The organism is Flavobacterium sp. 40-81 (assembly GCF_001898245.1).
GTDB classification, from domain to species: domain Bacteria; phylum Bacteroidota; class Bacteroidia; order Flavobacteriales; family Flavobacteriaceae; genus Flavobacterium; species Flavobacterium inviolabile.
In genome coordinates this window covers 70,334-95,887 of sequence record NZ_MKTM01000008.1, presented here as the reverse complement: position 1 = coordinate 95,887, position 25,554 = coordinate 70,334, and the positions used below count along the sequence as shown (strand labels likewise).

Sequence of the window (25,554 nt, the reverse complement as noted above, 5' to 3'; positions counted from 1 at the left end):
TTACAATAGTAAGTCAAAAATACATTTTTTTATGGTTAGTAAAAACCAAATCAAACTAATAACGAGTTTACAGCAAAAAAAATATAGGAAACAGCATAAAATGTTCTTTGCCGAAGGTATAAAGGTAATTCAAGAATTGCTGAATTCCAATTTTGAATTGTATCATTTGTTTACGGTTGAAGATCTTTTTCCGGATGTTCCGGAGCGTAAAATCACGTTTATTTCGGAAGCCGAATTAAAAAAAATAAGCGCTTTAACAACGCCCAATAGCTGCCTGGCATTATTCCTGATTCCGGATGAAAAACCGGTAGCGGAAGACGGACTGATCATTGCTTTGGATGCCATTCGCGATCCGGGAAACCTGGGTACGATTTTAAGGCTGAGCGATTGGTTTGGCGTTCAGCATGTGGTGTGTTCGAACGAAACCGTTGATATTTATAATCCCAAAGTAGTTCAGGCTACTATGGGGTCTATTACCCGGGTAAATGTGGTGTATACTGATCTGGAAGCTTTTCTGGAAAAAACAAACCTTCCTGTTTTCGGAACCTTTATGGACGGTGCCAATATCTACAAACAAAGCCTTCCCGAAAAAGGAATCGTGGTAATGGGGAATGAGGCCAATGGTATTTCGGCTGCCATTGAAAAATTGGCGGCAAACAGGCTTTCTATTCCGCGTTTTGGCGACCTGCAGCAAACGGAAAGTTTAAATGTTGCCACTGCCACCGCTATTATTTTAAGCGAATTTAAAAGAGGACTTTAATTTTAATGGAATGTAAAGTTGATGAAGATACCACGTGTTTTCATGGATGCTACATTTCCGGTCCATGGACTGTCCGGATTGTTGTCGCGGATTATCTCGTCATTGATTCCGAATACACCGCGGATGGACGGTGAAAATTTAAAATATTCCAGGTAGAAATCAACACCCAAACCCAGCTCATAGTTAGTGGACCAGCGGGTCATTCTAAAACGATAAGCATAGTTGTCGTCGGTTGCGTCGTGGTTACTGCCCAAATTCAGTGATTTGGAAAGACCGCCCACGACATAAGGACGAACGTTTCCAAAACGCTGTGAAGAGAATTTTAGTAATAACGGGAAATGGATATAGGTTGATTTTACTTCACGCAGCTGCTCAACCGGACGGGTAAGGCTGGGATCGTGGAAGGTTAAATCACGTTGCGTATAATATAATCCCGGTTCGAATCGAAGATCCAGATATTCCATAAGACGTAGGTTTCCAACCAATCCAACGTTAAAACCGGTAGTGCTTTTTACTTCAATATCGGTGCCCGGTTTGATATAGTCAAACTTAAAGTCATAACTGCTGAATCCTAAGAAATAGCCCCAGTGAACCCTTTGTTTGTCAAAGTTTTCCAGGTTGATAACAGGGTTTTTACTAAACATTGACTGCGCAAAGCCGTTTAGTGAAAGGGTTAGCATGGAAATTAGGAGTAGTCTCTTCATATTATTTTTTTGACGCTGAGTAAATGGTTGCTGCTCCGAAAGTTTGCGGCGCATGTTTCACATCTATAAACCCAACTTTTCTCAAAATATTGTTTAACGCTTCACCATGAGGGAAAACAGAAGCCGATTCTGAAAGATAAGAATAGGCAACTTTGTCTTTAGAAAAGAGCTTTCCGATTAGGGGAAGTATGTTTTTGGTATAGAAATAATAGCCTTGTTTAAAAGGGAATTTTGTTGGAACGGAAGTTTCCAGTATCACGAAAACACCGTTTGGTTTCAGTACTCTCAGTATCTCGGATAATCCTTTTTCCAGGTTTTCAAAATTACGAACCCCGAAAGCCACGGTTATCGCATCAAAATAATTGTCCTCATAAGGAATGTTTTCCGAATCGCCCAAAACCATTTCGATTCTGTCTGACAGGTTTCTTTCGGCAATTTTTTTCTTCCCGATTTCAAGCATTCCCGAAGAAATATCCAAACCGATAATTTTTGATGCTGAAGTTTTTGTCATCAGTATTGCCAGATCGCCGGTTCCGGTAGCAATATCCAAAACCGCCTGTGGTTTTTTATCGGAAACAATTTTTAAAACTTTGTTACGCCATTTGATATCAATTCCAAAAGAGATGACACGATTCAAATCGTCATACTTACCGGAAATGGTATCAAACATTTGGGTTACTTGTTCTTTTTTTCCTAATTCGGAATCTTTATAAGGCGTTATGTTTTTTGACATTCTAAAAGAAAATTTGAGACAAAGATAATAGAAAGTAAAGGATATAAAAAGAACTCATTTTGTTATTCCTGAATAATTAGTTAGTTGGGCCTCACTAAATTTAGTGAGATGAAAAATACAAGGATTTGGCGATTGTTTGGTGTTGTATTAATGTGGAATTTTACATCATACAAATTAATGAGCTATGTTATCAAAATTATTTTTATCTGAATTAAAATGGATGCTATTGGTACTGGTTGTTACATTGGTTCTGGTAGAAAGTATCAACAGTGGGGTTTTTAATCCTGCTGAATATGGGGTACCGCAAACGTTCTTTGGGTTAAATTTGTTTTTGGAAATTTTAGTTTTTTTTGTCTTTAGTACTTTTGTGGTATTTGGTATTAAAGGCTTTTTTGAGATGTATTCTCAGCGATTTGCCAATGTTATTATCTTCATTTCCGGAGTATTGTTAACAGTGGCAATTTTTATTTTATGTTATCAGGTACTTTCACTTGAATAAATTCAAAATGAAATTTGATATGCTTATTAGCTTATTTGTAATAAACTATCCCGGTAAGATGTTATCGGGATTTTTTATGCGGTTATTTTTTAAATACGTCAGGAAGCTAAAATCAAAAGCGTGCTTTTCATCTTTCGAATGAAATTCTTCGAATACCAATTGCCACTCGTTCGGGTCTATTTCCGGAAAAAAAGCATCGGCTTCGGGTGAGGTGAACACTTTGGTCAGTTCAATTTTGTCGGCTATGGCAATGGCCTGTTTGTAAATTTCGCCGCCGCCAATTATAAATACATCTTCCTGTTCCAGGCAGGCTTCTATCGCGGCATTAAGAGCGTTAACAACAATGCAGCCTTCCGGGGTTTGGTAATCGCTCTGGCGGGATATGATTACATGGGTGCGGTTGGGAAGCAGCTTTGGCAGGCTTTCAAACGTTTTGCGTCCCATAATGATATAATGTCCGGTGGTAAGTTGGCGGAAACGTTTAAAATCGTCCGGCAGGTGCCAGATCATCTGATTGTCTTTTCCTAAAGCATTGTTTTCTGCTACAGCAGCGATTAAAGTGATCATTTTGCAGGGGACTCGTTGTTTTTGTTGAGGTCTTTTTCCAGTTGCTCTATTTTGCGTTCCTGTTTGAGCATCAGTTTGTCAATTTGAGCACGTTCCCATTTTTTATTCATAAAACTGTCTGTTATAAAAACACGAATGAAGTGCAATACAAATAAGAAAGCCCAAATGGTAATAACCCAAAGGTACCAGTCTATTTCCGGTTTAACATTTAGTAATTTATTGGCTACAATACAGAAGATGCTTCCCAGAAAAAACAGGATAAAATGAAAGTACAAGCGTTTTTTTTGTTTCAAACGCTGTCTGGCATATTCATACAGTTCGTGTTGATTTATTTCCATACTTAAAGTTTTACGGAAATAAAGATAAGTAATTTCTTTTAAAAATTATATAGCAACAGCGCCTTTAATATGCGGATGCGGGTCATAATCTTCCAGCGTGAAATCCTCAAATTTAAAATCGAAGATGTTTTTTATTTCCGGATTCAGGATCATTCTCGGAAGTTTTCGCGGCTCGCGGGTGAGCTGTAATTCCAATTGTTCGAAATGGTTGTTGTAAATATGGACGTCACCGAAAGTATGGATAAATTCACCGGCTTCCAAATTACAAACCTGTGCAACCATCATGGTGAACAGCGCATAGGAAGCAATATTAAACGGTACTCCTAAAAATACATCGGCACTTCTCTGGTATAACTGGCAGGATAACTTTCCGTCGGCAACATAAAACTGGAAAAAGGCATGGCAGGGTGGTAGTGCCGCCTTATTGTTGGCAACATTCTCTGCAAACGATTTTGACGTATCGGGCAATACACTCGGATTCCAGGCCGAAACCAGCATTCTTCTGCTGTTCGGATTGTTTTTCAGGGTGTCGATCAGTTCCGTGATCTGGTCGATTTCCTCGCTGTTCCAGTTGCGCCACTGATGCCCGTATATAGGACCCAGATTGCCGTTTTCGTCTGCCCATTCATCCCATATCTTAACCCCGTTTTCTTTAAGGTAACCAATATTGGTATCCCCGTTTAAAAACCATAGCAGCTCATGAATGATCGATTTCAGATGCAGTTTTTTAGTCGTTACCATAGGGAAGCCCTCGCTTAAATCGAAGCGCATCTGGTAGCCGAAAACACTTTTGGTTCCGGTTCCGGTTCGGTCTCCTTTTTGATTTCCGTTTTCTAAAACGTGCTTTACTAAATCTAAATACTGTTTCATGGGTGCTGATTGGGTGTGTCGGTAATGGGTTATTTAGGATTCTTTTTTAGAAATCTCATCTCTGATTTTTGCCGCCTTTTCATAGTCTTCATTCTGAACGGCACTTTCCAATAAATCGTATAATTCCGAAAGACTGTACTGAGCGTAGGCTTCTCCGGTTACAGCTTCATCCTCGGTTAATCCGAAAGTTTCCGGACTGCTCAGCGGATCATCGTTTTCCTCTTTTTTTCCTTCTTCAATAGGATTCACTTTTAAATAAATACCGGCTTTGTCCAGTATGTTTTTATAGGTGAATATAGGAGCGTTAAAACGCAATGCCAAAGCAATAGCATCGGAAGTACGGGCGTCGATAATTTCCTCAATACGATCTCTTTCGCAGATAATGCTTGAAAAGAAAACACCGTCAACCAGCTTGTGAATAATGACCTGTTTTACCACGATGTCAAACCGGTCGGCAAAATTTTTAAACAAATCATGGGTAAGCGGTCTGGGTGGTTTGATCTCTTTCTCTAAAGCAATGGCTATGGATTGTGCTTCAAAAGCGCCTATTACTATTGGTAATTTTCGTTCGCCATCAACTTCGTTCAAAATCAGGGCGTAAGCGCCATTTTGCGTTTGACTGTAAGAAATTCCTTTTATCGTTAATTTTACTAAACTCATTTGAGGGTTGCTACATTATTGCTTTAACGAACTGTTTAAAGTCCTTTTTTGTTTTATCTTTCTGCGGGCATATCATTTGCAACCGAAAACGGTGCGGTTATTACCGGAAAAAGGTTTGCAAAGAAAGCCTAAAATTTTCGCTTTTAAAAATAAAAAAAACGGGCTTACTAACAAAGATACTAAATCTTTAAATTAGAAAGCCCGTTTAATATATTTGTGTTAAAAATTATGAGTTGTGTGCTTTGAACTCTTTTAATTTTTCAACTAATTTCGGTACTACTTCGAATGCATCTCCTACGATACCGTAGTCGGCCACTTTAAAGAAAGGTGCGTCTGCATCCGGGTTGATGACTACTTTTACTTTAGAAGAGTTGATCCCCGCAATGTGCTGGATCGCTCCCGAAATACCAATAGCAATATAAAGGTTGGCAGCAACCGGTTTTCCGGTTTGTCCAACGTGCTCACTGTGAGGTCTCCATCCTAAATCGGAAACTGGTTTTGAACAAGCCGTAGCGGCTCCTAAAACCGTTGCAAGATCTTCTATCATTCCCCAGTTTTCTGGACCTTTTAATCCACGACCTGCAGAAACAACGATCTCAGCGTCTGCAATCGTTACTTTTCCGGTTACTTTTTCAACGCTTTCCATTTTTACAGAGAAATCAGCATCGTTTAAGCTTGGTGTGAAATCCTCTTCCGTTAATGAAGAAGCCGATTCGATCAAACCGAATGAGTTTTTAGCCAGACCAACCACTTTTACATCGGTAGTGATTTCAGTAATGTTAAAAGCTTTGTTAGAGAAAGCATTTCTTTTTACGGTAAACGGAGCTGTGCTTTCCGGTAAAGCCACCACATTGGAAGCATACCCTGCATTCAAGCCAACAGCAACAAGAGGTGCTAAGTATAAACTGTCTGTAGTTGAGGATAACACCACTACTTTAGTACCTTCTTTCTGAGCAGCCTGTTTGATAACATCAGCATAAGCTTTTGCGTTGAAAGAAGCCAGTTTGTCGTTTGCTACTTTTAAAACTTTGTCTACTCCATATTTTGATAAAGCAGAAACATCAGCAGCATTTACTGTAACAGCTGTTACTGTTGTTCCCATTTTTTCTGCAACTTTCTTAGCATAAGAAGCTAACTCGAAAGCTACTTTTTTAAATTTTCCTTCTGCTGATTCAGCATATATTAAAATTGACATGATCTTCTTTGTTTAATGTTTAATGAATGAAAAATTAGATAACTTTTGCTTCGTTATGTAAAAGGTTGATTAGTTCGTCGATGTTGTCCGGACTTACTAATTTTACTGCCGATTTAGCAGCAGGTTTTTCAAACTTAACAGCTTTTGTAGTATTTTCTGCTCCAACCGGCTCAAGAATTGTAAGCGCTTTGGTTCTTGCAGTCATAATTCCTCTCATGTTCGGAATTCTTAAATCTTTCTCTTCAACGATACCTTTTTGTCCGCCTACTACTAACGGTAAGTTAGCGCTAAGGGTTTCTTTTCCACCGTCAATTTCTCTGACTGCTTTTACGCTGGTTCCGTTTACTTCAATACCAATACAGGAATTGATGAAGTCTGAACCAATTAAAGCAGCTAACATTCCCGGAACCATTCCGCCGTTATAATCTAATGATTCTTTTCCGGCAATTACCAAATCATATCCTCCGTTTTTAACCACTTCGGCCAATTGTTTTGCTACGAAAAAACCATCGGTTGGTACTGCATTCACACGAATTGCTTCGTCAGCACCAATTGCTAAAGCTTTTCTTAAAGTTGCCTCTGCATCCGGTCCGCCTACGTTTACCACCGTTACATTTGCTCCTTGTTGTTCTTTAAACCAAATCGCTCTGGTTAAACCAAATTCGTCATTCGGATTTATTACGAATTGAACACCGTTAGTGTCAAATTCTGAATCGCCATTAACAAAGTTAATTTTTGAAGTAGTATCAGGCACATGACTGATGCAAACTAATATTTTCATTTTATTAAAGTTAAAGTTGATTATTTTTCGAGCAACGAAAGTAATGATTTTATTTCAATAAAAAACTATGCACGCATAATAAATGTCTTTTTTGTAATGAAAATGAGAATAAATTCTTAATAATTTTAAAAAATAATTGAAAATAAATGCTTTTTTGCGAAATCGGGACTTTTTTATGCTAACCAAAGAGAATGTTATAATTAAAAGAATGTTGAGGTTAAGTGATTTAAAATTTTTATTTTTGCGAATCAAATAAATAAGGATAAACGAAAATACATGAGAACGATACAGTTTAGAGAAGCGGTTTGCGAAGCTATGAGCGAAGAAATGCGTCGCGATGAATCGATATATTTAATGGGTGAAGAAGTAGCAGAATATAACGGAGCTTACAAAGCTTCCAAAGGTATGCTGGATGAATTCGGTCCGAAAAGAGTTATTGATACACCGATTGCAGAACTTGGTTTTGCCGGTATTGCAGTAGGATCTGCAATGAACGGAAACAGACCGATTGTGGAGTTTATGACTTTTAACTTTTCATTGGTTGGTATTGATCAGATCATTAACAATGCGGCAAAAATGCGTCAGATGTCTGCCGGACAATTCTCAATGCCAATTGTATTTAGAGGACCAACAGCTTCTGCCGGACAATTAGCAGCAACACACTCTCAGGCTTTTGAGAACTGGTTTGCTAACACACCGGGATTAAAAGTAGTGGTTCCGTCAAATCCTTATGATGCAAAAGGATTATTAAAATCGGCTATCCGTGATAACGATCCGGTAATCTTCATGGAATCCGAACAGATGTATGGTGATAAAGGAGAAGTTCCGGACGGAGAATATACCATTCCGTTAGGTGTTGCCGAAATCAAAAGAGAAGGAACAGATGTAACCATCGTTTCTTTCGGAAAAATTATCAAAGAAGCCTATATCGCTGCCGATGAACTGGCAAAAGAAGGTATTTCCTGCGAGATAATCGATTTAAGAACAGTTCGTCCGATGGACCAGGAAGCTATCCTGAAATCGGTTAAAAAAACAAACCGTCTGGTAGTATTGGAAGAAGCATGGCCTTTTGGAAGTGTGGCTTCAGAAATTACATACATGGTTCAGGAAAGAGCTTTTGATTATTTAGATGCACCTATCCAGAGAATCACTACTGCCGATACACCGGCACCGTATTCGCCGGTTCTTTTAAAAGAATGGTTGCCAAATGCAGGTGATGTTGTAAAAGCTGTGAAGAAAGTTACTTATAAATAAGAAAATATCATTTATATTTGGAGCTTCATCTGTGTCATGCAGATGAAGCTTTTTTTTTAGCTTATGAAGAAAATTTATTACGCAACACTTTTGCTCTTTTTGTTTTCCATAGGAATTAAGGCACAGACAAAAGTTAGTGGAACGGTATACGACGAATTAAATGAACCCATGCCTTTTGCAAGTGTTTATTTCAAGGGAACCACTATAGGAGTTACAACAAACGAGAACGGTAAATTTACGCTGGCATCAGATAACAATCAAAAAATTCTGGTAGTCTCCTTCGTAGGCTATACCAATCAGGAAGTAGTGCTGAAAAACCCGGTTACGGAAAATTTAAAAGTCAAACTAACCACCGGAGAAGAACTTCAGGAAGTGTTGATCGTTAGTAAGCCTAAAAAACACTTGTCTAAAAAAGAAAATCCTGCTTATAGAATTTTACAGGGCATCTGGGCCAATAAAAAGAAAAACGGATTGAAGCTTGCCAAATCCTACGACTATAAACGCTATTCGTCTGTTAGTCTGGGACTGAGTAATCTGGACAGCGTGTTCCTGCGCAAAATTGTAGGCAGCGGATACGACTCGGTAGCCGAAATTGTAAAAGAAGACAAACGTCAGGATAAATTTGTCATTCCGATCTATATGAAAGAAACAAACGAACATATATACGGAGATACAGCATTAGACAAAGAAAGAATTGACATGGAAGGGGAACGCAGTACCGGACTGAACCAGCGGGGATTTATCTTTGACAGGGTCAGCAATACCTTTACCACTATTGATGTTTATGCAGACGATATCCAGATCCTGAATAAAGCATTTATCAGCCCGATTTCCACCCGGGGATACGGCGTATATGAATACCTGTTGAAAGACAGTATCATGGAAGGAGAGAAAAAGATCTATACGATTTACTTCTTCCCGAGACAATCGGAAGACCTGGTTTTTGAAGGAAACTTTAAAGTGACCGATAAAACGTTTGCGCTGACTGAAATCTCCATGCGTACCAATAAAAATATCAACCTGAGTTTGGTGCGTAATCTTTATTTCGAAAAATATTTTGAAACATTAAACGATACCATGTACCTGCCAACGCGGGATTATTATGAAGGGGACTTCACGTTGTTTACCAAAAACGACGATGAAAAAGGATTTTATGTGAAGAAGAATTTAGTGTACAACGATTATATTCTTAACGAACCCAAGCAACCTTCGTTTTACGATGAAAAAATCATCCAGGTGAGAGGAGACCAGTTTGAGCAAAGTGATGCCTACTGGAAATCACTGAAAGCAACGGAACTCAAAACCGATGAAACCCGGAAAGTTATTGAAGACCTGAAATCCAATAAAAAGGTAAAAGGCGTAACCGATATTATTACCGTTCTGTCAACAGGCTATGTGGGCGTTTTTGATGGTATCCAGGCCGGATTTTTATGGCAGCTGATTTCCAACAACAACGTGGAAGGACTGCGCCTTCGCGCCGGTTTCAGAACCTATAAAACAGATAACGACCGGTTCCGCGCAATGGTTTACGGCGCATACGGAACAAAAGATGAAAAATTCAAATATGGTGCGGAAGCAAAATACCTGCTGAGCTTTAAACCGAGAATTGTAGTAGGAGCATCCCATCTGGACGATAACCTGCAATTGGGCGGAAGACTGATCGAAACCGATGAATTGCTGCCGAAAAACCTGAACACCAATGTGATTATCGGGCGCGGAGAAAACTATTTCCTGTCGAGAGTAATGCGAACGTCGGTGAATTTTGACTTTGCTTTTAGCAATAACCTGCACATTAACGTATCTACCGTTCGCCAAAGAATAAAAGCAGCCGATCCGGAACATTTTTCTATTGATTACCTGGCACCGGATACCGGACTGATCCGAAACGAACTGACCGATGTGACCAGTAATATTTCCCTGATTTACACGCCAACCCGTTATGTGTACGGTTTTGGAGTAGACCAGAAAATAGGAACAACCTTATATCCGACCATTGTTTTAAAATACATCCGCGGTAATAAAGGTGTTTTTGGAGGCGACTTCGATTATAATAAAATCCAGCTATCGCTGAACAAACCTATATTCCTGAGTAATTTCGGAATCCTGAGAACCAATTTCGAATTCGGAAAAGTATTTGACCCGGTTCCACTACCGTTGCTTAATCCTATTTCGGCCGATCAGACCTTTTCGGTAGTACCGAACTCTTTCTCGTTGCTGAACTATTATGATTTTGTAACCGATACCTATTTCACAGCTCATTTTGAACACCACTTCAACGGATTTATCCTGAACAGGATTCCGTTGATAAAGAAACTAAAATGGAGAAGTTTACTATTGTACCGGTTTGCATACGGAAGTATTTCCCAGAAAAATATCGACATGAACCGTTCTTTTATTCAATATGCGGCACCGTCCAATAAAGTGTACAGCGAATATGGTTTCGGGATTGAAAATATCGGATATGGTAATTTCAGACCTTTTAGAGTCGATTTTATCTGGAGAACAGATTTTACCAATGTAAACGGGAAAGAATCACCAGGTTTTGGCGTAAGATTCGGATTTTTCCCTGAATTTTAACAAAAACATCCGGTAAAGCTTTTCAAAAGCAGACTATTATGTGTAATTAAACTTGTAAAAAATCAATTTTATTTTACCTTTGCAGTCGCTAAATTTAGAACTAAAAGTAAAAATGAGTACAGCAAATATTGAATCATTCGATGCACTTATCGAAATCCCAAGAGGAAGCAGAAATAAATACGAATACGATTTTGAACAAAAAAGAATCCGTTTTGACAGAATGTTATATTCTGCAATGTTCTACCCGGCAGATTACGGATTTATTCCGGAAACTTTAGCTTTAGACGGAGATCCTTTGGATGTTTTAGTATTGTTTACAGAGCCATCTATCCCGGGATGTTTGGTGGAAGTGAAACCAATCGCTGTTTTCAAAATGGCCGATGACAAAGGACCGGACGAAAAGATCGTTTGTGTACCGGTTTCTGATCCGATCATGAATAAATTAAAAGATATTTCAGATATCAATGTTCATACAATCCAGGAAATAGAACATTTCTTCGCAGTATACAAAGACCTTGAAAACAAAAAAGTTGATGTACAGGGCTGGGGAGACGTTAACGAGGCAGTAGCCATGATTGACGAATGCTCAAAACGTTTTCAGGCATTAGACCAGGCCAAAAAAGATAGCTACTCTATCAAATTATAATTTCAGAAAGCCTCATAATTTTATGAGGCTTTTTTTGTAGTTTTAAATATTCTTAACAAAAACTACAAATACAACTCAAAATGTTTAAGCAATTAACATTTCTGTTTTTACTGCTGGCCAATAGTATGTTCGCTCAGGAACTGCTGCCGCTGATTCCGCAGCCCAAAGAAATCAAAAAGGGAACCGGAAATTTTGAACTGAGTGCCGGAACCTTATTACTGCTCACGGATAGCGCTTTTCAAAATGAAGCCGATTTGTTCAATCAGGCATTACAATCCGGTTACGGCTGGGAACTTCCGGTTGTTAGCAACAGTAAAAGTCCGTTAAACACCCTAACGATCGTCAAAGACACCGATGCCGCTTCGGCTCCGGAAAGCTATTCGCTGGAAATCACAAGCGCACAGATCCGGATTAAAGCAAAAGAAAATAAAGGCGTTTTTTATGCGCTGCAAACCATATTGCAATTATTACCGGTAGCCGCAAAAGACACGATTGGTATTCCGTGTGTGACAATAAAAGACGAACCGAAATACTCCTGGAGAGGAATGCACCTGGATACCGGGCGCCATTTCTTTACAAAAGACTTCATTAAAAAATACATCGACTATCTGGCCATGTACAAGATGAATACCTTTCACTGGCACTTAACGGAAGACCAGGGATGGCGTATTGAAATTAAAAAATACCCTAAGTTAACGGAAATCGGAGCCTGGCGGAAAGGCTCCATGGTAGGACATTATAACGACCAGCGGTTTGATAACGAACGGTACGGCGGATTCTATACCCAGGAAGATATTAAAGAAATCGTGGTCTATGCCCAAAAACGGCATATCACCATTGTTCCCGAAATAGAAATGCCGGGACATTCGCAGGCAGCTCTGGCGGCCTATTCGGAACTTTCCTGTACCGGAGGACCTTTTGAAGTCGCCACACAGTGGGGCGTTTTGGATGAGGTGTACTGTCCGAAAGAAACAACCTTCGAATTTCTCGAAAATGTACTTTCGGAAGTCGTGACTTTATTTCCTTCCGAATATATCCATATCGGTGGCGATGAGTGTCCTAAAATAAGATGGAAAAACTGTCCGCATTGTCAGGCACTGATCCAAAAAGAAAACCTCAAAGACGAACACGAACTGCAAAGCTATTTTATCCGGCGGATAGAACAGTTTCTGAATACCAAAGGAAAAAAGATTATCGGCTGGGATGAAATTCTGGAAGGCGGACTGGCGCCGAATGCTGCCGTAATGAGCTGGAGAGGAACCGAAGGCGGAATCGCCGCCGCCCGGCAGAAACACTTTGCGGTAATGACTCCCGGAGCCTACTGCTATTTCGACCATTACCAGGGAGAACCCAAAAACGAACCGGTGGCTATTGGCGGTTATACCACAGTAGAAAAAGTATATTCGTTCAATCCCACTCCGGAAGTGCTCACTCCGGAAGAAGCAAAATATATTTTAGGAGCACAGGGAAATCTCTGGACGGAATATATCAAAACTCCGGAACATGCGGAATATATGATTATGCCCAGAATGCAGGCACTTGCCGAAGTGGTATGGGGAACGTCGCAGCCCGGCAAATACAATAACTTCCAAAAACGCCTGCTGCAGCATTTTGCGGTATTGGACAAAAAAGGAATCCGTTACAGTAAAGCCCTGTTTGAAATCACGTCAAAAGTAAGTCCGTCCGACAATAAAAAAGGCGTATTGTTCTGGCTCAGATCGGCACAGGATAATAAAGGCATCCATTATACGACAAACGGTACACCGCCAACAGCAAAAGCGCCGGCGTATTCAAAACCGGTTCCCATTACCCGAAACACGGTCGTAAAAGCGGCCTATTTTGAAAACGGAACGCAAAAAAGCGCCGTTATCGAACAGGCTTTTTACAGGACAAAATCGACCGGTAAAAAAATAACATTGGTCAGCCAGCCTCATGAAAATTACGGCATAGGCGGCGCCTTTACATTAGTAGACGGAATGAGGGGAAACATGGAAAAGTACGGCAGGGACTGGATTGGTTTCTGGGGGAAAGACCTCGAAGCGACTGTTGATCTGGGCAAAAAAACGAAACTGACCAAAGTCACGCTGGATGTTTTGGCAAACGAAGGAAGCTGGATTTATTATCCTGAAAAAGTAACGGTACTGCTTTCCGAAAACGGAAAAGACTTTAAGCAGGTAAAAGTACTTTCGGCTGCGGAAATTAGCAGTTTAAAAGGAATAATTGCCATGAATATCGGCAAACAGCAGGCAAGATTTGTCAAAGTCATTGCCAGGAATGCCGGAAAAATACCCGATGGGAAAGCCGGAGCCGGAGCCGATTCATGGTTGTTTGTTGACGAAATAATGATAGAATAATGGGAAACAGAAGAAACTTTATAAAAACCACGGCAATGGCATCGGTAGCTGTTGCGTTACAATCCTTTAAAGCACAGGAAACGGCAGACAGTATTCCGGCAGCCGGAAAAGTTAAAAAACCGATCGTGCTTTCCACCTGGCGATTTGGTATTGCTGCCAATGAAGCTGCCTGGGAAGTGCTTAAGAATAACGGCAGGGCTCTGGATGCGGTAGAAGCCGGGGTGAAAGTACCCGAAGGCGACCCAAACGAACGAAGTGTAGGCTATGGCGGACGACCGGACAGGGACGGACGCGTAACCCTGGATGCCTGTATCATGGATGAATTTTCCAATATCGGTTCTGTTGCCTGCCTGGAACATATTAAACATCCCATATCGGTAGCCAGAGCCGTTATGGAGAAAACACCACACGTCATGCTGGTAGGTGAAGGTGCTTTACAATTTGCCCTTTTACAGGGATATAAAAAAGAAAACCTGCTGGTGGAGGCATCCGAAAAAGAATGGAAGGAATGGCTGAAAACCAGTAACTATAAACCCGTTGCCAATATCGAAAATCACGATACTATTGGAATGATTGCCCTTGACGCGGCCGGTAACCTGTCCGGTGCCTGTACAACAAGCGGTATGGCATTTAAAATGCATGGCAGAGTGGGTGATTCACCTATCATTGGAGCCGGATTGTATGTAGACAATGAAATAGGTGCCGCCACAGCCACCGGTCACGGTGAAGAAGTGATCCGGATTGCCGGCTGTCATCTGGTTGTCGAACTGATGCGGCAGGGAAGATCGCCGCAGCAGGCCTGCGAAGAAGCAGTGTCCAGAATTGTAAAACTAACCAAAAACAGAAATAAGGACCTGAAAGATATCCAGGTCGGGTTTATTGCGCTGAACAAAAAAGGAGAACACGGAGCTTATTGTGTTCAGGGCGGATTTAACTATGCGAAATATGATAATTCCGGAAACCGCTTAATTGATGCGGATTATTTTTTAAAGTAAATGAGAAAATTAGAAATAGCCTGTTTTAATCCGGAATCGGCCGTGATTGCACAACAAGGCGGAGCAGACAGAGTAGAACTTTGCGATACGATACAGGAAGGCGGAACCACGCCGGCCTATGCCATAACGGAACAAACAAGAACAGCACTGGCAATCGATCTTTTTGTGATGATTCGTCCGCGGGGCGGAAACTTTGTCTATTCCGAAGCGGAACTGGAACAGATGTGGTCGGATATCCGCCAATTTAAAAAAATGGGTGTTAACGGATTTGTATTTGGTGTCTTAACGGATAACAATGCCATCGATATCGCGATCAATACCGAACTGGTAACTTTGGCAAGTCCGTTACCTTGCACGTTTCACCGCGCTTTTGATGAAGTTCCGGATGTATTCCGCGCTTTGGAAGAAGTGATCGAATGCGGATTCCAGACGGTTTTAACTTCTGGCGGTGCCAAAAATGTAACGGAAGGCAGCAATACCTTATCCGGATTGGTTACCCGGGCAGCGAACCGTATTGTGATCATGCCCGGCGGTGGACTGCGTTCCACGAATATCCGGTCGCTTATGGAAACGACCAAAGCGGCTTATTACCACTCTTCGGCAATTACCGATGCAACGGCTGTTGCCAGTATTGATGAGGTTGTGGCGCTCAAAAAAAACCTGCAATAATGGGAAAGATCGTGTTTCGATGCCTGATCGTTTTACTGCCATTCCTGCTGCAGGCCCAGGTTTTGGAAAAAGACTTAAGTCACGAGAAATGGGTTTTTAAAAAAAAGGGAACAACCAGCTGGTTAACAGCTAAAGTACCGGGAACGGTCCACACGGATTTACGGCAGAACGGCGTGATACCGGAACCCTTTTTTGCAGATAATGAAAAAAAGTTACAGTGGATTGAAAACGAAGACTGGGAGTATCAAACCACTTTTACACTCACAAAAGAAGAAATAGCACAGGAAAATGTTGAATTGCAATTTGACGGACTGGACACCTATGCCAAAGTTTATTTAAACGACAAGCTCATACTGGAAGCGAATAATATGTTCCGGACATGGAAAGTCGCAGTCAGTAAGGAACTGAAAGCCGGAACGAATACGCTGTATATCCTGTTTGAATCGGCTGTTAAAAAAGGAAAATCGGAAGCCTCAAAATTACCCTATATCTTACCCGGAGATGAAAAAGTGTTCACCCGGAAAGCCCAATACCAGTATGGATGGGATTGGGGACCGCGCCTGGTTACCGCCGGAATCTGGAAGCCTGTAACCCTCCGGTTCTGGAATACCGGAAAGATCAATACCATCCGGTATGCCCAAAAAATATTGCAGGAGGATAAGGCGCTGTTAGCGTTTACCGTAACGGTTGACAGCCGGAAAACCGGAACCTTTTATTTGACAATCAACGAGCGGCAGACAAAAGTCCGTTTGAAGAAAGGCAGTAATACTATAGAAATGGAATATCCTATAGAAAACCCTAAAAGATGGTGGACAAACGGTTTGGGTGAAGCACATCTGTATCCTTTTTCGGTAAGCCTGGCAGATCATAAAAAGAAAACCCTTGCAACAAAATCCTTACAGATCGGTTTGCGAACGGTTGAGCTGGTTCAGGAAAAAGATGATAAAGGGAAAAGTTTTTACTTTAAACTAAACGGTGTTCCTGTTTTTATGAAGGGTGCCAATTATATCCCGGTAAACAGCTTCCTGCCGCAAGCCGGCAAAAAAAGTTATGACAACATTGTAAAAGATGCAAAAGAAGCAAACATGAACATGCTCCGCGTTTGGGGCGGCGGGGTGTATGCCGATGACGCTTTTTATGATGCCTGTGATCAAAACGGGATACTGGTCTGGCAGGATTTTATGTTTGCCTGTGCGATGTATCCCGGTGATGCTTCGTTTTTGGATAATGTAAAAAAAGAAACAATCGACAACGTGAACCGGTTGCAGCATCATGCTTCGATTGCACTATGGTGCGGGAACAACGAAAATGATGAAGGCTGGCAAAACTGGGGCTGGCAAAAACAATATCAATATACCGCTGCGGATTCCACGAAAATCCGGAACGACTATAAAAAACTGTTTCACGAAGTCATACCGCAAACGCTGGACAGCCTGTTGGGTAAAGAGAAAAATATTTACTGGCCGTCTTCGCCTTCCATTGGGTGGGGGAAAGAACAAAGCCTGCGCGAAGGCGATTCCCATTATTGGGGTGTTTGGTGGGGAATGGAACCGTTTGAAATATACAAAGACAAAGTCGGCCGGTTCATGTCGGAATACGGATTCCAATCCATGCCCGATCGGAGTACTTTTAAAGCAATAGCGAATCCAGACGACCGGAACCTGGAATCGGAAGCTGTGAAAAACCATCAGAAACATCCAACAGGTTATCAAACGATAAAAACCTATATGGCGCGTGATTTTGTCGTTCCGGATGCATTTGAGGATTATATATACGTTTCGCAATTGCTGCAGGCAGAAGGCATGAAAACAGCTATAGAAGCACATCGCAGGGCAAAGCCGTATTGCATGGGAACTCTGTACTGGCAGTTCAACGACTGCTGGCCGGTGACCTCGTGGAGTTCCGTTGACTTTAACGGGAACTGGAAAGCACTGCACTACCAGGTACAAAAGAGTTTTGAGAACATAATCCTGTCGGTAAACAAAGAAGCAGATGATTATGCGGTTTTTATTGTCAGCGATTTGCTGACTCCGCAACAGGGAACGCTGGAAATGGAACTGCTGGATTTTAAAGGCAGGGTGCTGTTTCAGGAAAAACAGGTAGTAACATTTGTCGGAAACAGCAGTGCAAAACAGGCTGTGCTGAATGCCAAGACCCTGGCGCGTTACAATACTAAAGAAATAGTCTTGTCCGTCCGGTTGCAGCTTCAGGAGGGCAGTATGAAAAATGCCTTGTACTATTTTGAGAAAAACAAGGATTTGCTGTTGCCGAAACCTACTATTACCATTCAGAAAAAGGATGCCGGAACACTCGAAATTACTACCGATGTTTTGGCGAAAAATATTCAGCTGTCGGCAGAGGGAACCCATTTTAGTGATAACTACTTTGACCTGTTACCCCAAGAAAAACGACTTATAAAGATGACAGGTGAAGGAAAGCTGCCAGACTGCAAAAACCTTTATGAAGTACAGTCTAAAAAATAATAGTAAATACTTTTTGTTGAATATCAATGTTGTTTCGTTGTATTCATTATAAATATGCTTTAAGTGCTTTTTCTAATGAGTTTTTATTCAGATCAATTAGTTAGACATAAAAAATAGCTGCTAACTTTTAGGATAAACCAAGAGATATAATCTTGGATAAAGCTAAGTCTGTGAGTTCCTGATTTTAAGTGTTGAAAGAACGGTTTGCTTTCTGGAGGTGTGCAGGAACGGAGCAAACTGCCTGAAAATTACGGCTGTTTCGTCAAAATGTATTTTCCAATAGGTACACTTTCGTATCCTGCGGGTATTGGCGGAAGTTCGTCGGTATATACGTATGTTTCCGGCTTTAACCCCAGTTTCAGCTTTTCTGTGCCATTTTCTGTATAATATGATAAACTCATTCGTGCTCCCAAATACTCAACTACAGGGTCCTTAAATATTCCTATTACTACTTTACGCTGTCCCGGTAAGCATTCGTCACATCTCCTGATAATTGTAGCATAAATATTATTTGCCCCGTAGGTTGTTGCATTTTGTTCAAGACTGTTAAGCGTATTGGTCTGCTGTGTTCCATTGTAGACAAATGAATATTCACCTACCAGTATATCGGTCATATAATCCCCGTAAGGAACAGTCACTTGATTTTTCTTCTTTAGTACTATGGTTAATGAGGTGGTTCCATCGCTATATTTCCATGTCCCCTGAAATTTATTCAGATCATTATCAATGTCTTTATAATATCCCCCGGTGATCGCATCGGAAGAAAGATATAGCGGATATTGATTTTGAGAATAACTTACAATTGTATTGATGAGAAGTACTATTATTACAAGTGTTTTTTTCATGTTTTAGAATTTTATTGGTTACATGGTATACTTGTTACCTCGTTTGGAGTATTCGGGTCTATTATTACCTTAGACCAGTTAGGATTTGCGCCGTAAAGATCATTATTGCCGGCTTGATAAATAGCGATATCCAGATTGTATTTATCGTTTACAAATTTTATAAATTCCCTTAGGAGTGTGTTTTGATCCACATCCCATGGCTTTCCATTTTTTTTCATATATTTCCTGTAATTCATCAATGAACTTTCTTTTGGCTGTAGCATTCTGAAATTTAACAGAGAGTGCAGATAGTGCCTGAAGATTGTTCGGGATCAATGCATAGGTGTTGTCGGGAGCAACCATAATATTGGTCACAGGATAATCAATCGACTGGATGTTAATACTATTACTCATCGCTATCTGATAAGGAATAAACAAATCGTCTGCTGAAAACATTGGATAACTGGAATCTTCATCTTCTATTTTTACAGGATGATTATGTACAACACCAAAAGTAGTAGGATATACTCTTATAATACCACTTCTGGTTCCCGAAATTCCAGGGCGCAATGAAACATTCTTATCCGTTTTGTTATATTCCAAAGAGTATACCGTTTCTAAGTTGTTCTGCAAATTATTTTTCAAATAATTTAATCCGTTCTTAACAATTTTTTGTTTCAGAAGATTTCCCAGTTGTACACAGGGGTTTGGTGATACTGATGTATCATTGGGATCCATTTCTTCAACTGGTGCAGTTGTAAAATCAGGGCAACGCAGACAATTATTAGGTGGAGTTAAAATATCCCCATCGGTTGGTACCTCTCCGTCTCCTCCGCCTCCAGATCCACCCATTCCATCACCACCAGAGTAACCACCTGCACCTCCTCCGAAACTTCCTCCTCCTGCCGTCATATCACAAGTTGTTGTTGTAACACCATATAGATATTCGTTATTGTTGCAATTAGGTCCGGCAACATGTACGGGTCCTATGGCATTTCCTGACGAATGTTCTTTACACATCATGATAGTAGCCGTGACACAATGCAATGTTCTCTCTGCCGGCTCTATGTTATATTTGATAGGACTGATGTGGATATCTCCTTTAAAGTAAAATGATCCGTGCACATTACTTAAGCTTAAAGGTGTAGATTTTGTATACTTCACGATATAGGCACTTGTCTGCTCCAGACTATCAACGTTTATAACCAGGTTCTCGAAATAGGCTGGACTATTATGCTCCCTTGTTATTTTAAAGGTGTAGGAAGTCCTGTTGTCAGCCTCTATTACCTTTGCACCATGTGGCACAATAGTAAAACCATACTGGGCTTCCATCATTGTGCGGGATTTTTCCTTAGTGGTGTAAACTTTATTGTAGGCAGCCATAAACTTACGCTCACCAAGTAGTTCATCCAGAGAGGCTTCCCTGATTTTAATCTTTGCTGTATAATTTTCCCTGCGGACTACTTCCTCGTTCAGCTCGCAGCCTGCCAGCAGCACCAGGGTCATAAAAAGCCATATTTTAAAAACAGTTTTCATAAATTGTTATAAAAATGTGTTTGCAAATATTACTCCCTGAAAAACAAAACAATTACGGAAAACCCGTAATTAAGGTATTTTGTACCCAAAATGAGTATAAATGCGTAGTAAAACCTTTTACTTTTCTTACAACAGGTATCACGAATACTTAAAATAGTATAGACTAACAGGTTAGCGGCTTCGGAGTCAAACCGTATCACGATGGGGATAATGGTTTGTAATACAGAAAAACACCGTGCTATTGATGGTGTCACCCCTTTTCGGTCAAGTGTTCCGGTAGGGGGTTGAGGTATGGCAGTAAAAGTTTCTTTTCACCCGCGACAGAACGGGTATAAAATGATGCACCAAATGTATAAGTATGTAGGAGTATTATATCATCCTAAAAAGAAAAACGATTGTAAATCATTTATTTACAATCGTTTTTGGTTGTTTTGATGTATTTGTGTAAACTTTTATTCTAAAATAAACCGTTGATTTCGGCATCAATTCGGTTGATGATGTTTCCAAGATCTTCCGGATTGTCTACAAAATTGATATTGTCTACATCGATGATCAGCAATTTTCCTTTGGTATACGTTTGGATCCAGGCTTCATAGCGCTCGTTTAACCGGCTTAAATAATCAATAGAAATGGTGTTTTCATATTCACGTCCTCTTTTATGGATCTGGTTAACCAGGTTCGGAATGGAACTGCGCAGATAGATCAATAGATCCGGCGGAGCGACCAAACCTTCCATTAATTCGAAAAGAGACGTATAATTGCTGAAATCACGATTTGTCATTAATCCCATAGCATGAAGATTGGGTGCGAAAATATGTGCATCTTCATATATGGTTCTGTCCTGTATGATTTTTTTACCGCTTTCGCGAATTTGTAAAACCTGGCGGAAACGACTGTTTAAGAAATAAATCTGAAGGTTAAAAGACCAACGATCCATTTGGTGGTAAAAATCGTCCAGATAAGGATTGTCAACCACATCTTCAAAATGGGGTTCCCATTTGAAATGTTTTGCTAAAAGTCGGGTTAATGTTGTTTTTCCGGCGCCAATGTTTCCTGCTACAGCTATATGCATTATGGTAATATGATTTTATAATTCTTGATTTCGTTATCGGTAAAAATAGATAAAATTTGCTCTTTATAATAAAAACTTTCAATGCTTTTTTCCAGTATCGGAACAATTTGAGCCGTTTGATTTTCTAAATTATAAAGGGACAACAGATTGCCTTTTTTTAATAAAACCTGAGAAGTGCTGATAAATTGTATCGCATCGGCTTCCGGCGCTTTTCCCAGGAAGCTGATCTTTCCGAAAATATTGGAAACATAACAGTTCTGATTCCCGTCTATCCAGTAAAAATAATTGTAATCCGACTGGTATTGTACCGGAGTGTCTTTTATGGGCGATGAAACAGCGCTAAAGGTATTTTTGTAAATATCGTACAAACCCAGTTTCTGGGAATTCTGATCAAACAGCCACAACCGGTTTTGCGATGCCAGGCTCACGGCTGTCGGAAAAAGCTCCGGGTTGCTTTCTGAAAAATTTATTTTTGTGGTTTCATTTAACTGGTTGTCCAGCAATACGGCAGCATTAAAAGATTTATAATACAAAACGATCTGCAAGGGACTTTGTAAATCCACCTGTTTGATTCGTCCGAAAGTCAGGTTGCGGTACTGAAACTTTTGCGTCGCATTGCTCTTCCGGAATTCGTTATCTTTGATGGTATAGGAAAAGCCAAAAGGATCTTTCCCTACGAAAACAGCTCCTTCGGTATTGTCACTGGCAATAAAAACTGCGTCAATGCTTTTTTGCTGGGCAAAAGCAAGGGAACAACAGGATAAAAAAAGATAGAGGAGTATTTGCTGCATAATGCTGCAAATTACGAATAAACCTTTTATGATATAAAAAGTCCAATACAAAAATAATTTTTGATTGTAACAAAATCAAGGCTGAGAAGTCTTATGAGATAAACAAACCAGACAATAACATTATGAAAAAGAAAATAGTAACCGCGATTGCAGTATTCGGCTTTGCCATCACGTCGTTTGCCCAGAATTTTCAGGGAATGGCGGTTTATGAATCCAAAACAACAATATCCGATTTCAAAATGGAGGGAAGGGACATCACGCCCGAAATGCAGAAAATGATCCAGGAGCGAATGAAAAAAATGCTGGAAAAAACATTTGTCCTGAATTTTGACCGTTCCACTTCAATCTATAAAGAAGAAGAAAAACTGGATGCACCCGGACAACAGGGACCAGGCTCCCGAATGATGAACTCGATGATGGGAAGCGGCGGTACTTTCTTTAAAAATGTAAAAGAGAAAAGCTATACTGTTGACAAAGAATTTATGGGAAAAGAATTCTTAATTGTGGACAGCTTACCCAAACTGAACTGGAAACTGGAAAGTGAAACCAAAAAAATCGGGGACTATAACTGTTTTAAGGCAACAGCTGTAAAGCCGGTTAGCCAGTCCGATTTCCGAAACTTCAGAAGAAAGAAAGAGGACACGAAAAGCGATGAGGCTAAAAAAGAGAAAACAACAAACTTTATGGAAGATTTCGAAATGCCGAAAGAAGTAACCATAACGGCCTGGTACACTCCGGATGTTCCGGTTAATCAGGGACCGGAAAGTTACTGGGGATTACCGGGACTGATTTTGGAAGTGAATGACGGTAAAACGGTAATTGTTTGCTCTAAGGTTGTGTTGAATGCAAAAGATAAAGTGGAAATAAAAGCCTCTAAAAACGGTAAAGTCGTAAAACAAAAAGAATACGATGATATTGTAGTGAAAAAAATGGAAGAGATGCGGGAAATGTCCAAAGGACAACAGGGCGGAAACAGAATGCAGATGCGAATGGGCCGATAGTTTTCGGCGCGATATACAACCAGACCGGTTTCTCCTGATTGTAATAATCATACGGGAAACCGGTTTTTTTAATTATAATAATACGGATGCAGAAAAGAACGCTTAACAGATCAGTTTATAACCTCTTCCGCGAATGTTAATGATCTGGATACTGCTGTCCAGTGCCAGTTTTTTTCGCAATTTTGAAATAAACACATCCATACTTCTGCCGTTAAAAAAATCATCTTTACCCCATATTTTATTTAAGGCAAACGACTTGTCTACAATTTCATTTTTGTTTTCCAGCAACAGTCTTAAAACCAAAGCTTCCCGGTGGGTTAAATAAAAAACCAGCGCCTGATGCTCTAAAGTCTGCTTGTTGTAATTAAAACGGTAACGACCAATATTCAGCTGCTCTTCCGGATTGCTTTTACCGGTCCGGCCTAACAGGGCATGGATTCTGACGATTAATTCCTCCATACTAAAAGGCTTTTTCAGATAATCGTTGCCGCCATATTGAAAACCGTCCACCACATCCTGAACCTGCGATTTCGCACTTAAAAAAATAATCGGGATTGTCTTGTCTGTTTTCCGGATTTCCTGGGCGAGTGTAAAACCGTCTTTTTTCGGCATCATTATATCCAGAACGATTGCATCCGGTTTTTCATGTATAAAATGAGCCAAAGCCTCTACACCGTTCAGGCAGTGCGTTACTTTAAAATCCCGGGTTTCCAGGCTTTCTTTGATAATCAGGCCCAGAGTGGCTTCATCTTCTGCCAGTAAAATAGTCACCTTGCTACTCATGAGGAATGAAAATTTTAAAAGTTGTCTGTGTTTCTGCGATGAGGTCTATTTTGCCACCGTGTTTTTCGACAATGTTTTTACAATAATACAAACCGATGCCAAATCCTTTTTCGTCATGCTGATTGTTTTTGGGTACCCTGTAAAACTTCTCAAATATTTTCTGACGGTGGATCTTGTCAATGCCTTTCCCGTTATCCGAAACGGCAATCTCCACACCGGCATCCGTTTTTTGCAGGGTAACGGTAATGCAGTCGCCGCCGTATTTCAGGGCATTGTCGATGAGGTTAGAAATGACATTTTCAAAATGAAATGTATCAGCAAAAATAATCACGGGTGTATCCGGACTATGGAATACAATTGCTTTATCGGTATTGATCCGGAACTTGTCAATAGCAGTGTTTATCAGTCCGATAAGTGCAACCGGTTCTTTTTGCAGCCTTAGCTGGTCGCTTTCTAAAATAGAGGTTTCCAGTATTTTCTCTACAATAAGGTTCAGTTTGGACAAATGCTGATTGGAAATTTCAAGGTACTTCTTTGTTTTTTCGGGTTCATTGTCCGAATTGAATTTTTCAATACCTTCCAGAGCACTGTTCACAACGGCTATAGGCGTTTTAAGCTCATGGGAAATATTGCTGATAAAATCGTTTTTAATGATCGCAAGCTGTTTCTGTTTGCGGATAATATGCAGCAAATAGAAAAGACAGAAAACAATACTCAGCGATAACACCAGCGATAACATAATGCCTAGCATACCTTCCTGTAAGGCCGGGTAAAATATATCCGGGAAAAACAGCTCGATATTGCTGTTCTGAGGCAGGAAGGAAGACTTGGAACGCGTGGAGAAAAGGTACTTTTTGTCTTCCGGATTATGGTATTGCGATACGGTATTGAAATGCACTTTATAAAGCAAGGCATAATCAAAATCAAGGTTTTTCCGGGCAAACTCTTTATTGATGTATTGGGCGATTTTTTTTAGATCAACACTGTCCTGCCGCACCGAGATCACAATCTTTTCGGCTAAAACCCGGACATCTTTAATATTGTCCGGTTTGGGAAGTCCGGCTTCGTTGGAAATGAAAATAGTGGTCGCTTTTTTCCGTTTTGGTGCGGTGGAATCCGTATGAATTTCGGTATGGTAAAAATTAATGTTTTTGGCATCGCGCTGTAATTTCGAATGGATCGGCATTGGAAGTGCCACATCTTTGCCGGTAGTCGAATAAATAATATTGGACTTTGCCTTGTCATTGTAATAATTGTCGATACTGCTGTCTAAAGCACTTTGGGCAGCAAGGATAATACGCTGCTTATTGGTATCATAATTATTGATATTCCAATATATCTGAATGATTACAGTAATCAGAACCACTGTAACTGCAATCAGAAGCATACCGTTATGACGAAAAAAGGATTTCATAAATCAAATGTAAGAACTGTTCTTCTACTTTTTTTACCGTTAACACAC

Annotated in this window: 24 protein-coding genes; 10 read left to right on the top strand and 14 right to left on the bottom strand. The window is 40.3% G+C overall.

All coding sequences use genetic code 11. The features are described 5' to 3' along the window. Positions 1-31: 31 nt before the first annotated feature. Complete coding sequence (locus BGO42_RS01780; RefSeq protein WP_177732001.1) at positions 32-760, top strand: TrmH family RNA methyltransferase; 729 nt, start codon at positions 32-34, stop codon at positions 758-760. Positions 761-762: 2 nt separating this feature from the next. Here BGO42_RS01780 and porT read toward each other — a convergent pair whose 3' ends face one another. Together porT and ubiE are read right to left on the bottom strand one after the other, a co-directional pair. Further along, entirely contained in the window at positions 763-1,464 is a 702-nt protein-coding gene (porT, locus tag BGO42_RS01775; RefSeq protein ID WP_273245557.1) for a type IX secretion/gliding motility protein PorT/SprT, read from the bottom strand. A 1-nt stretch (position 1,465) separates the two neighbouring features. Next, positions 1,466-2,197, bottom strand: a complete 732-nt coding sequence (gene ubiE, locus BGO42_RS01770) for a bifunctional demethylmenaquinone methyltransferase/2-methoxy-6-polyprenyl-1,4-benzoquinol methylase UbiE (protein WP_177732007.1) — start codon at positions 2,195-2,197, stop codon at positions 1,466-1,468. 184 nt (positions 2,198-2,381) lie between these two features. Here ubiE and BGO42_RS01765 point away from each other — a divergent pair, with 184 nt between their 5' ends. Continuing rightward, complete coding sequence (locus tag BGO42_RS01765; protein ID WP_177732010.1) at positions 2,382-2,696, top strand: hypothetical protein; 315 nt, start codon at positions 2,382-2,384, stop codon at positions 2,694-2,696. Positions 2,697-2,741: 45 nt separating this feature from the next. Here BGO42_RS01765 and BGO42_RS01760 read toward each other — a convergent pair whose 3' ends face one another. The 6 genes from BGO42_RS01760 to BGO42_RS01735 form a co-directional block, all read right to left on the bottom strand. Beyond that, positions 2,742-3,263 (bottom strand): dihydrofolate reductase, encoded by a 522-nt coding sequence (locus tag BGO42_RS01760; protein WP_273245561.1) that lies wholly within the window; start codon positions 3,261-3,263, stop codon positions 2,742-2,744. Beyond that, positions 3,260-3,601, bottom strand: coding sequence for a 2TM domain-containing protein (locus tag BGO42_RS01755; protein ID WP_177732016.1), 342 nt, complete (start codon positions 3,599-3,601; stop codon positions 3,260-3,262). Before BGO42_RS01755 ends, BGO42_RS01760 begins: the two co-directional genes overlap by 4 nt. Positions 3,602-3,646: 45 nt before the next feature. Next, positions 3,647-4,471 carry a thymidylate synthase gene (locus tag BGO42_RS01750; protein ID WP_177732017.1) on the bottom strand — a complete coding sequence of 275 codons (825 nt, stop codon included), beginning with the start codon at positions 4,469-4,471 and terminating at the stop codon, positions 3,647-3,649. A gap of 33 nt (positions 4,472-4,504) precedes the next feature. Next, positions 4,505-5,131 (bottom strand): bifunctional nuclease family protein, encoded by a 627-nt coding sequence (locus BGO42_RS01745; RefSeq protein ID WP_273245563.1) that lies wholly within the window; start codon positions 5,129-5,131, stop codon positions 4,505-4,507. A 226-nt stretch (positions 5,132-5,357) separates the two neighbouring features. Beyond that, positions 5,358-6,326 carry an electron transfer flavoprotein subunit alpha/FixB family protein gene (locus tag BGO42_RS01740; RefSeq protein WP_273245565.1) on the bottom strand — a complete coding sequence of 323 codons (969 nt, stop codon included), beginning with the start codon at positions 6,324-6,326 and terminating at the stop codon, positions 5,358-5,360. A gap of 34 nt (positions 6,327-6,360) precedes the next feature. Continuing rightward, positions 6,361-7,107: an electron transfer flavoprotein subunit beta/FixA family protein gene (locus BGO42_RS01735; RefSeq protein WP_177732026.1), complete on the bottom strand. Its 747-nt coding sequence runs from the start codon at positions 7,105-7,107 to the stop codon at positions 6,361-6,363. 252 nt (positions 7,108-7,359) lie between these two features. Here BGO42_RS01735 and BGO42_RS01730 point away from each other — a divergent pair, with 252 nt between their 5' ends. The 7 genes from BGO42_RS01730 to BGO42_RS01700 all read left to right on the top strand — a co-directional run bounded on the left by BGO42_RS01730 (position 7,360) and on the right by BGO42_RS01700 (position 18,085). Further along, a complete protein-coding gene (locus BGO42_RS01730; protein ID WP_262888440.1) occupies positions 7,360-8,361 on the top strand; it encodes a pyruvate dehydrogenase complex E1 component subunit beta in 1,002 nt (333 codons plus the stop codon). A 63-nt stretch (positions 8,362-8,424) separates the two neighbouring features. Further along, on the top strand, positions 8,425-10,938 hold the full coding sequence (locus BGO42_RS01725) for a DUF5686 and carboxypeptidase-like regulatory domain-containing protein (RefSeq protein WP_273245568.1): 2,514 nt from the start codon (positions 8,425-8,427) through the stop codon (positions 10,936-10,938). Positions 10,939-11,050: 112 nt separating this feature from the next. Continuing rightward, positions 11,051-11,584, top strand: coding sequence for an inorganic diphosphatase (locus tag BGO42_RS01720; RefSeq protein WP_177732035.1), 534 nt, complete (start codon positions 11,051-11,053; stop codon positions 11,582-11,584). A gap of 80 nt (positions 11,585-11,664) precedes the next feature. Beyond that, complete coding sequence (locus BGO42_RS01715) at positions 11,665-13,938, top strand: glycoside hydrolase family 20 protein (protein ID WP_273245570.1); 2,274 nt, start codon at positions 11,665-11,667, stop codon at positions 13,936-13,938. Beyond that, positions 13,938-14,933, top strand: a complete 996-nt coding sequence (locus BGO42_RS01710; protein ID WP_273245572.1) for an isoaspartyl peptidase/L-asparaginase family protein — start codon at positions 13,938-13,940, stop codon at positions 14,931-14,933. The genes BGO42_RS01715 and BGO42_RS01710 overlap by 1 nt, the downstream gene beginning before the upstream one ends. After that, on the top strand, positions 14,934-15,602 hold the full coding sequence (locus tag BGO42_RS01705; RefSeq protein WP_273245574.1) for a copper homeostasis protein CutC: 669 nt from the start codon (positions 14,934-14,936) through the stop codon (positions 15,600-15,602). It begins immediately after the preceding gene. After that, positions 15,602-18,085, top strand: coding sequence for a beta-mannosidase (locus tag BGO42_RS01700; protein WP_273245576.1), 2,484 nt, complete (start codon positions 15,602-15,604; stop codon positions 18,083-18,085). Before BGO42_RS01705 ends, BGO42_RS01700 begins: the two co-directional genes overlap by 1 nt. 248 nt (positions 18,086-18,333) lie before the next feature. Here BGO42_RS01700 and BGO42_RS01695 read toward each other — a convergent pair whose 3' ends face one another. The 4 genes from BGO42_RS01695 to BGO42_RS01680 all read right to left on the bottom strand — a co-directional run bounded on the left by BGO42_RS01695 (position 18,334) and on the right by BGO42_RS01680 (position 22,308). Next, positions 18,334-18,930 (bottom strand): DUF6705 family protein, encoded by a 597-nt coding sequence (locus tag BGO42_RS01695; protein ID WP_177732050.1) that lies wholly within the window; start codon positions 18,928-18,930, stop codon positions 18,334-18,336. Positions 18,931-19,071: 141 nt separating this feature from the next. After that, on the bottom strand, positions 19,072-20,445 hold the full coding sequence (locus BGO42_RS01690) for a hypothetical protein (protein WP_273245578.1): 1,374 nt from the start codon (positions 20,443-20,445) through the stop codon (positions 19,072-19,074). 457 nt (positions 20,446-20,902) lie between these two features. Next, positions 20,903-21,517, bottom strand: coding sequence for a deoxynucleoside kinase (locus BGO42_RS01685; protein ID WP_177732056.1), 615 nt, complete (start codon positions 21,515-21,517; stop codon positions 20,903-20,905). Continuing rightward, positions 21,517-22,308, bottom strand: a complete 792-nt coding sequence (locus BGO42_RS01680; RefSeq protein WP_177732059.1) for a hypothetical protein — start codon at positions 22,306-22,308, stop codon at positions 21,517-21,519. Before BGO42_RS01680 ends, BGO42_RS01685 begins: the two co-directional genes overlap by 1 nt. A gap of 122 nt (positions 22,309-22,430) precedes the next feature. On the opposite strand from BGO42_RS01680, the gene BGO42_RS01675 reads away from it, so the two are divergent. Continuing rightward, positions 22,431-23,309: a GLPGLI family protein gene (locus tag BGO42_RS01675; protein WP_273245580.1), complete on the top strand. Its 879-nt coding sequence runs from the start codon at positions 22,431-22,433 to the stop codon at positions 23,307-23,309. Positions 23,310-23,411: 102 nt separating this feature from the next. On the opposite strand, the gene BGO42_RS01670 is transcribed toward BGO42_RS01675, so the two are convergent. Together BGO42_RS01670 and BGO42_RS01665 are read right to left on the bottom strand one after the other, a co-directional pair. After that, positions 23,412-24,092: a response regulator transcription factor gene (locus BGO42_RS01670; RefSeq protein ID WP_177732064.1), complete on the bottom strand. Its 681-nt coding sequence runs from the start codon at positions 24,090-24,092 to the stop codon at positions 23,412-23,414. Next, on the bottom strand, positions 24,085-25,506 hold the full coding sequence (locus BGO42_RS01665; protein WP_273245582.1) for a sensor histidine kinase: 1,422 nt from the start codon (positions 25,504-25,506) through the stop codon (positions 24,085-24,087). Before BGO42_RS01665 ends, BGO42_RS01670 begins: the two co-directional genes overlap by 8 nt. Positions 25,507-25,554 lie beyond the last annotated feature (48 nt).